This window comes from Vibrio sp. 10N.261.45.E2 (assembly GCF_002875705.1).
GTDB lineage: Bacteria > Pseudomonadota > Gammaproteobacteria > Enterobacterales > Vibrionaceae > Vibrio.
The window spans coordinates 58,807-65,277 of the sequence record NZ_MCZZ01000162.1 but is presented as its reverse complement, the minus strand read 5'-3'; the positions used below and the strand labels follow the sequence as shown (position 1 = coordinate 65,277).

At 45.0% G+C, this 6,471-nt stretch carries 5 protein-coding genes; all 5 read left to right on the top strand.

What is annotated here, in order from left to right; genetic code table 11:
- Window positions 1–148: 148 nt before the first annotated feature.
- A complete protein-coding gene (locus tag BCT34_RS22245; RefSeq protein WP_076654744.1) occupies window positions 149–790 on the top strand; it encodes a LysE family translocator in 642 nt (213 codons plus the stop codon).
- Between the two features lie 493 nt (window positions 791–1,283).
- Window positions 1,284–2,741 (top strand): protein adenylyltransferase SelO, encoded by a 1,458-nt coding sequence (locus BCT34_RS22240; RefSeq protein ID WP_076654743.1) that lies wholly within the window; start codon window positions 1,284–1,286, stop codon window positions 2,739–2,741.
- A gap of 151 nt (window positions 2,742–2,892) precedes the next feature.
- Complete coding sequence (locus BCT34_RS22235; RefSeq protein WP_076654742.1) at window positions 2,893–3,621, top strand: response regulator; 729 nt, start codon at window positions 2,893–2,895, stop codon at window positions 3,619–3,621.
- Between the two features lie 2 nt (window positions 3,622–3,623).
- Window positions 3,624–5,069 (top strand): ATP-binding protein, encoded by a 1,446-nt coding sequence (locus tag BCT34_RS22230; protein ID WP_076654741.1) that lies wholly within the window; start codon window positions 3,624–3,626, stop codon window positions 5,067–5,069.
- 110 nt (window positions 5,070–5,179) lie between these two features.
- Complete coding sequence (locus BCT34_RS22225) at window positions 5,180–6,427, top strand: ABC transporter substrate-binding protein (protein WP_076654740.1); 1,248 nt, start codon at window positions 5,180–5,182, stop codon at window positions 6,425–6,427.
- Window positions 6,428–6,471 lie beyond the last annotated feature (44 nt).

Here is a 6,471-nt window from a genome sequence, read left to right as displayed (position 1 = left end):
CGCGATGAACCTTTTTTATTGCCTAGATTAGAGATGTTTGTATTCATATCGAAGACGTTAAGCGCAATATTTGGTTGATTAATATGAGGGCTTATTACATATTGGTGTTTAATAATTAGTCGTTTTAGTGAGTTAAGGAGAATTCACGATGAGCTTTGATACATGGATTTATTATTTATTAGCGGTGTTGATCTTAACGGCATCACCAGGCCCAAGTTCCTTGTTGTGCATGACTAAAGGTGTGCAATCTGGCTTTAAATTATCGATATTTACTGCGTTGGGTAGCTTAACTGCGATTACTGGCATTCTGACGTTATCGTTTACTAGTTTGGGTGTGATTATCGCTTCGTCGGAAGTGGTTTTTAACATTATCAAATGGACTGGTGCAGCCTATCTTATTTACCTCGGTTGGAAATCATTGCGTTCTAGCCAACAAGACTATGACAATCTATCCAGTCAACAAACCGATTCTCAGCTTGTTAAAGAAAGCGCGGTGCAACACTACCTAAGTGGTTTTATTGTTGGCGCGAGTAACCCGAAAGCGATTCTATTTTTTACCGCACTTTTCCCTCAGTTTATCGACCCGTCACTTGCTCTGTTTCCTCAGTTTGCTGTGTTTGCGTTGACCTTTGCTGTAATGGAGTTGTCTTGGTTATTAGTGTATGCCTACTTGGGCGCGAAGTCGTCAAATTGGTTGTTTGCCAAAGGCCGGGCTAAGGCTTTTAATCGCGTCACTGGAGGCGTCTTTATTGGGGCTGGGGCACTGCTTTCGACGACCAGTCGAGCATAACTTTCTGTTTTATCAGAGAGGTGAATGATTACAGAATATTCTTAATGCTGTCATAAAAGGTTAATATTAATGTGCTTGCTGCTTTTGGCGAAAAGCCGATATATTGTAGTTACACCATCACGTTCTCAAGGAGAGACATATGCAGCATCAAGAAATGATTCAACACAGTAATTTTGGCGTAATCAGTCGTACTTGGATTTTCTCTACCCTTTCTCTAGTGGGTATTCTTGCTCTAATGTAGTCAGCTTCATGGCTCTATATTCCCAGTTTTTATTATGAAATCACTTGTTAAAAAGTCTTCAAAGTTAGAACTCATTCTCTCATAAATGTGGCTTTTCTCATCAGGCTAGCCACTTAACTTTTCTTAGTAAGATCCCCTCGTAATTTACTCCCTAGTCTTCATCTTCCTCTATAAACAAGCGCAATTGCATCTCTGAAGTTGTTACAAAACTGTGATAATCTTAGGTTATCTTTTATCTACTGTGTGCCTCTCATGTCTGTCTGGGATTCTATTTCATTTAACAATCGATTTACGGCTTTACCTCGACTGTTCTATACCCCAATTCAACCAACACCGTTAAGCAATGTTCAATGGCTTGCATGGAACCACAACCTTGCGAGAGAGCTCGGCTTTCCGTCATTTGAAGATGTATCCGAAGAGTTGCTTGAGACGTTATCGGGCAATGTTGAACCTGAGCAATTCTCACCAGTAGCAATGAAATACGCAGGCCACCAATTTGGTTCTTACAATCCAGACTTAGGTGATGGAAGAGGGCTATTATTAGCTCAAATTGTCGCTAAAAGTGGTGAAACATTCGATCTACACCTAAAAGGTGCAGGTAAAACACCTTACTCGCGAATGGGAGATGGACGTGCGGTTATCCGATCGACTGTGCGTGAGTATCTTTGTAGCGAAGCGATGGCAGGGCTTAACATCCCAACCACACGTGCGTTGGCCATGATGGCCAGTGACACACCAGTGTACCGCGAGAAGCAAGAGTGGGGCGCATTGTTGGTGCGTGCTGCTGAATCACACATCCGTTTCGGCCACTTTGAACACCTTTTTTATACCAACCAATTGGCTGAGCATAAGCTGCTGGCCGATAAAGTGATTGAATGGCATTTTTCTGAGTGCCTCGGTGAAGAGAAACCCTACGCAGCCATGTTTAATCAGATTGTTGATCGTACTGCGGAAATGGTGGCGTTGTGGCAAGCGAATGGTTTTGCTCATGGGGTAATGAATACCGACAACATGTCGATCATCGGCCAAACTTTCGATTACGGTCCGTTCGCGTTTCTTGATGAATACGACCCAAGGTTGATCTGTAATCATTCTGACTACCAAGGCCGTTACGCTTTTAATCAACAGCCAAGAATCGGGATGTGGAATCTATCTGCGTTGGCGCATTCATTGTCACCGCTGATCGAGAGGGCAGATCTAGAAGCGGCACTTGAGCAGTACGAACCACAAATGAACGGGTACTTTAGCCAGATGATGCGCAGAAAACTTGGACTACTTTCGAAACAAGAAGGTGACAGTCGCTTGTTTGAATCGATGTTCGAGTTGATGTCGCAAAATAAAGTGGATTATCCAAGGTTCTTTAGAATGTTGTCGAACTTGGACACCTTGCCGCCACAGGAGGTGATTGATTTAGTTATCGATCGTGATGCAGCGAAGTTATGGCTAGATAACTACTTGCAGCGTTGTGAACTTGAGGAGTGTTCAGCTGTAGAGCGCTGCGAAAAGATGAGACAGATAAACCCTAAATATATCCTCAGAAACTACCTAGCTCAGCTTGCGATAGATAAAGCCGAACGTGGTGATAGCAGTGATATTGATGCATTAATGGTGGTGTTGGCAGATCCTTATGCGGAACATCCTGATTACGAACATTTAGCGGCGTTACCGCCAGAATGGGGCAAAGCGATGGAGATCAGCTGCTCGTCGTAAAGTGATTCGTCTAATTAAACGAGCAGATAGAGGTCACTTAGTTGTGATCTCTGTCTGTTTGTTCTTCTAATTTTACAAACATATCAATAATCAAATGCTCAACCTGCCTATACACTATGTGAATAAGTTGTAAATTTAATAGGTTTGGGCGATGCCAACAAATACTCGAATTCTCGTGGTGGATGATGACCAAGAAATCCGCGAGCTGCTGGAAGAGTACCTCACAAAATCGGGTTTCGATGTCTCTTCTGTAGGAGACGGTGTTGAACTAGAAACTCATCTGCAAAACCAAGGTTACCCTGATCTGATTCTGCTTGATGTGATGCTGCCCGGTGACGATGGTTTTACTTTGTGTCAACGCGTCCGTAAGCAATCGAATGTGCCTATCATCATGTTGACTGCGGTATCGGATGAAACTGATCAGATCATTGGCTTAGAAATTGGTGCGGATGATTACATCGCTAAGCCGTTTAGCCCTCGCCAGTTAATGGCGCGTATCAAAGCCCTGTTACGCCGTGTTCAAGTTGTCGATGATAAGCCGAGTGATTCATTGCCTAAACAGATTATCTTTGGTGATTGGACGCTCGATACCCTAGCTCATCGAATTTCTCACAATGAAAGCTCAGAAGAAATGGACTTATCGGGCAGTGACTTCTCACTGTTAATGTTGTTCCTTACTCGCCCTAATGAAGTGTTAGACCGAGATACTATCTCTTTTGCCACCAGAGGCCGTGAAGCGCTGCCTTTTGAGCGCGGCATTGATGTACAGCTTAGTCGACTGAGGAGCCGATTGGGCGATAGCGCTAAATACCCGCACTACATTAAAACCATGCGTGGCAACGGCTATATCCTTGCTGTGCCTGTTCAATATGAGCACTGAGCATGAAGTGGTTGAGAAGTTTAAAGCCAAACTCCTTAGTTGCTCGAACCTTGCTTTTGACCTTGCTAGCCGTCGTCATCGCGCAAGGTATCGCAACCTCCATTTGGTATAGCGAATCCAAACACAAGGAACTGGAAGGGATTCGTTCGGCCTCATCGAGCATGGCGAACATGTTTGCTTCAACGGTGACTTTCTTCCAGTCTTTGCCCGTCAAATATCGCCATATCGTGTTAGACCAAATTCGAAATATGGGCGGTACGCGCTTCTTCGTCTCTTTCAACAAAGAGGCGCTGATTGTGGACCCCATTCCCGATACTCGTTTAAAAACGGCCTCGATAGAAGCCATAGAAAGCGTTTTGAGTAGCAAGCTCAATAAAGTCGAATCAGTTCGGGTAGATTTTTCACGTCCAGAACACCTTCGCTTACTTAAAAATGATATCTATTTGAGTGATCTCCCTCGATCGTGGGCACATCACACCTTAACCTTAGAGCCTCTTAATCCGCCTATTTTGGTCGTTCAGATAGAGCTAGCCAGTCATGAATGGGTCTACATTGCCGCGCTGTTGCCTGCACCCTACGTAAAACTGGATGACACCATTCTTGGTCGTGAACAGGTGATCTTCTTGCTCTCTTCAACTCTGATTCTGCTGGTGTTGACCTACTTAATGATTCGCCGCCAAGTACGCCCGCTTAAAAAGCTAGCAAGGGCGGCCAATGAAATGAGCATGGATATTCAGCAGCCTCCGCTTAACGAAGAAGGGGCAACGGAACTGGTTACGGCAACTCGAGCCTTTAATCGCATGCAGCAGCGCATTCGTCGCTATGTTGCCGACCGAGAGCATTTGTTCTCGGCTATCTCTCATGACTTGAAGACGCCAATCACCCGTTTAAGGCTTCGAACCGAGCTATTGGAAAGTGAGGTCAAGAAAGACAAGTTCAACAAGGATTTGGATGAGCTTGAGATGATGGTGAAGGGGGCATTACAAGCGGTAAGAGACACAGACCTCCACGAAAACAATGCCATTATCGATCTCAACGATATGATGCTCTCCGTGATTGAATTACACAATCAATACCAAACTCAGGTCGAGTTTGAACCTGCTGTGATTGAGCCTTTGGTAGCTAAACCTTTAGCGATTAAACGCGTGCTCACCAATCTTATCGACAATGCTGTGAAATATGGACAATCCGCCGAAGTCGATATCAGCAGTGATTCAGTGTGGGTCATTGTGACGATTCAGGATCACGGCAAAGGTATCCCTGAAGACAAGTTAGAGCTGGTTTTTGAACCCTACTTTAGGCTTGCAACCGACGACCAAGGACATGGTTTAGGGCTCGGGATCTGCCGAAATATCCTGCATGGACACGGCGGAGATCTCATTATTCGCAACTCCTCTCAAGGTGGCTTAGAAGCCAAAGTCTATATCCCTAGAGGCTTAGAAGTGTAATGTAACAATTATGTTACATTGAGATTACCTTTTGTTTCAATCTTATCAATCAGAATAAGTAGACTCTTTATTGAACCGGACGTCGAGTCCGCTAAACATGGAAGATAATAATGAAAATCAATAAAACCCTACTTACTCTATCTCTTCTTACTGCCTCAACATTTTCTCAAGCTGGTGAAGTGGAAGTGCTTCACTGGTGGACTGCCGGTGGCGAAGCGAAATCCGCTGCTGTACTGAAAGAGATGATTGAACAACAAGGCCATACTTGGAAAGACTTCGCAGTTGCTGGTGGCGGCGGTGAAAGTGCGATGACTGTTTTAAAAACGCGAGCAGTATCGGGTAACCCTCCATCTGCTGCGCAGATCAAAGGTCATGATATTCAAGAGTGGGGTGGTTTAGGTTTTCTGACGTCTCTCGATGCAACAGCGAAACAAGAACAGTGGGATGAACTACTGCCAGAAGTTGTCACTAAAGTGATGAAGTGGGACGGCGAATATGTAGCGGTTCCTGTCAACGTTCACCGCGTTAACTGGCTTTGGGCGAACCCTGTTGTTTTAGAAAAATCAGGCGTTACGGTTCCAACGACATTAGATGAATTCTTTGTTGCTGCAGACAAGATCAAAGCGGCGGGCTTCATTCCACTGGCTCACGGTGGTCAACCTTGGCAAGACGCGACAGTCTTTGAAGCTGTGGCACTTGATGTTCTAGGCAGTGAAGATTACAACAAAGCATTCGTTGAACTTGATATGGACGTATTGTCTGGCGACAAAATGGTGGAAGTGTTCACCAAGTTTAAAAAGATGCGTGACTACATCGACAGTAACTCTCCAGGTCGTGATTGGAACGTCGCAACCTCTATGGTTATCAATGGCGAAGCTGCAATGCAAATCATGGGTGACTGGGCGAAAGGTGAATTTACTGCGGCAGGCAAAGTGCCGGGTAAAGATTACATCTGTGCACCAGCTCCAGGTACTGACGGCCAATTTACTTTCAATATCGATAGCTTTGCGTTCTTTGAGTTAAGCGACAAAGAAAACCAAAAGGCGCAGCAAGACCTAGCGAAAACCATTCTTACCAAAGATTTCCAAGAAGTCTTCAACCTAAACAAAGGCTCGATTCCAGTGCGCCTCGATATGGACATGTCTAAGTTCGACCAATGTGCGTTGGACTCAATGGCAACCTTCAAAGCGAGTGCGGAATCTGGCGACCTTGTACCAAGTATGGCTCACGGCCTAGCAACGACAAGCTACGCTCAAGGCGCTATCTATGACGTTGTGACTAACTTCTTCAACGAGAAAGACGCCGATCCAAAAGAAGCGGCAGCCAAGCTAGCGAAAGCAGTGAAAGCGGCTATCTAATCACACTTGGTTTAGTACCAAACCCCCAGGGTGGGTAGGCTCGT

Bases quoted from the DNA above. Each gene is read 5' to 3' on its own strand.
- BCT34_RS22245 (WP_076654744.1), top strand. From the start codon at position 149: ATGAGCTTTGATACATGGATTTATTATTTATTAGCGGTGTTGATCTTA.
- BCT34_RS22240 (WP_076654743.1), top strand. From the start codon at position 1,284: ATGTCTGTCTGGGATTCTATTTCATTTAACAATCGATTTACGGCTTTA.
- BCT34_RS22235 (WP_076654742.1), top strand. From the start codon at position 2,893: ATGCCAACAAATACTCGAATTCTCGTGGTGGATGATGACCAAGAAATC.
- BCT34_RS22230 (WP_076654741.1), top strand. From the start codon at position 3,624: ATGAAGTGGTTGAGAAGTTTAAAGCCAAACTCCTTAGTTGCTCGAACC.
- BCT34_RS22225 (WP_076654740.1), top strand. From the start codon at position 5,180: ATGAAAATCAATAAAACCCTACTTACTCTATCTCTTCTTACTGCCTCA.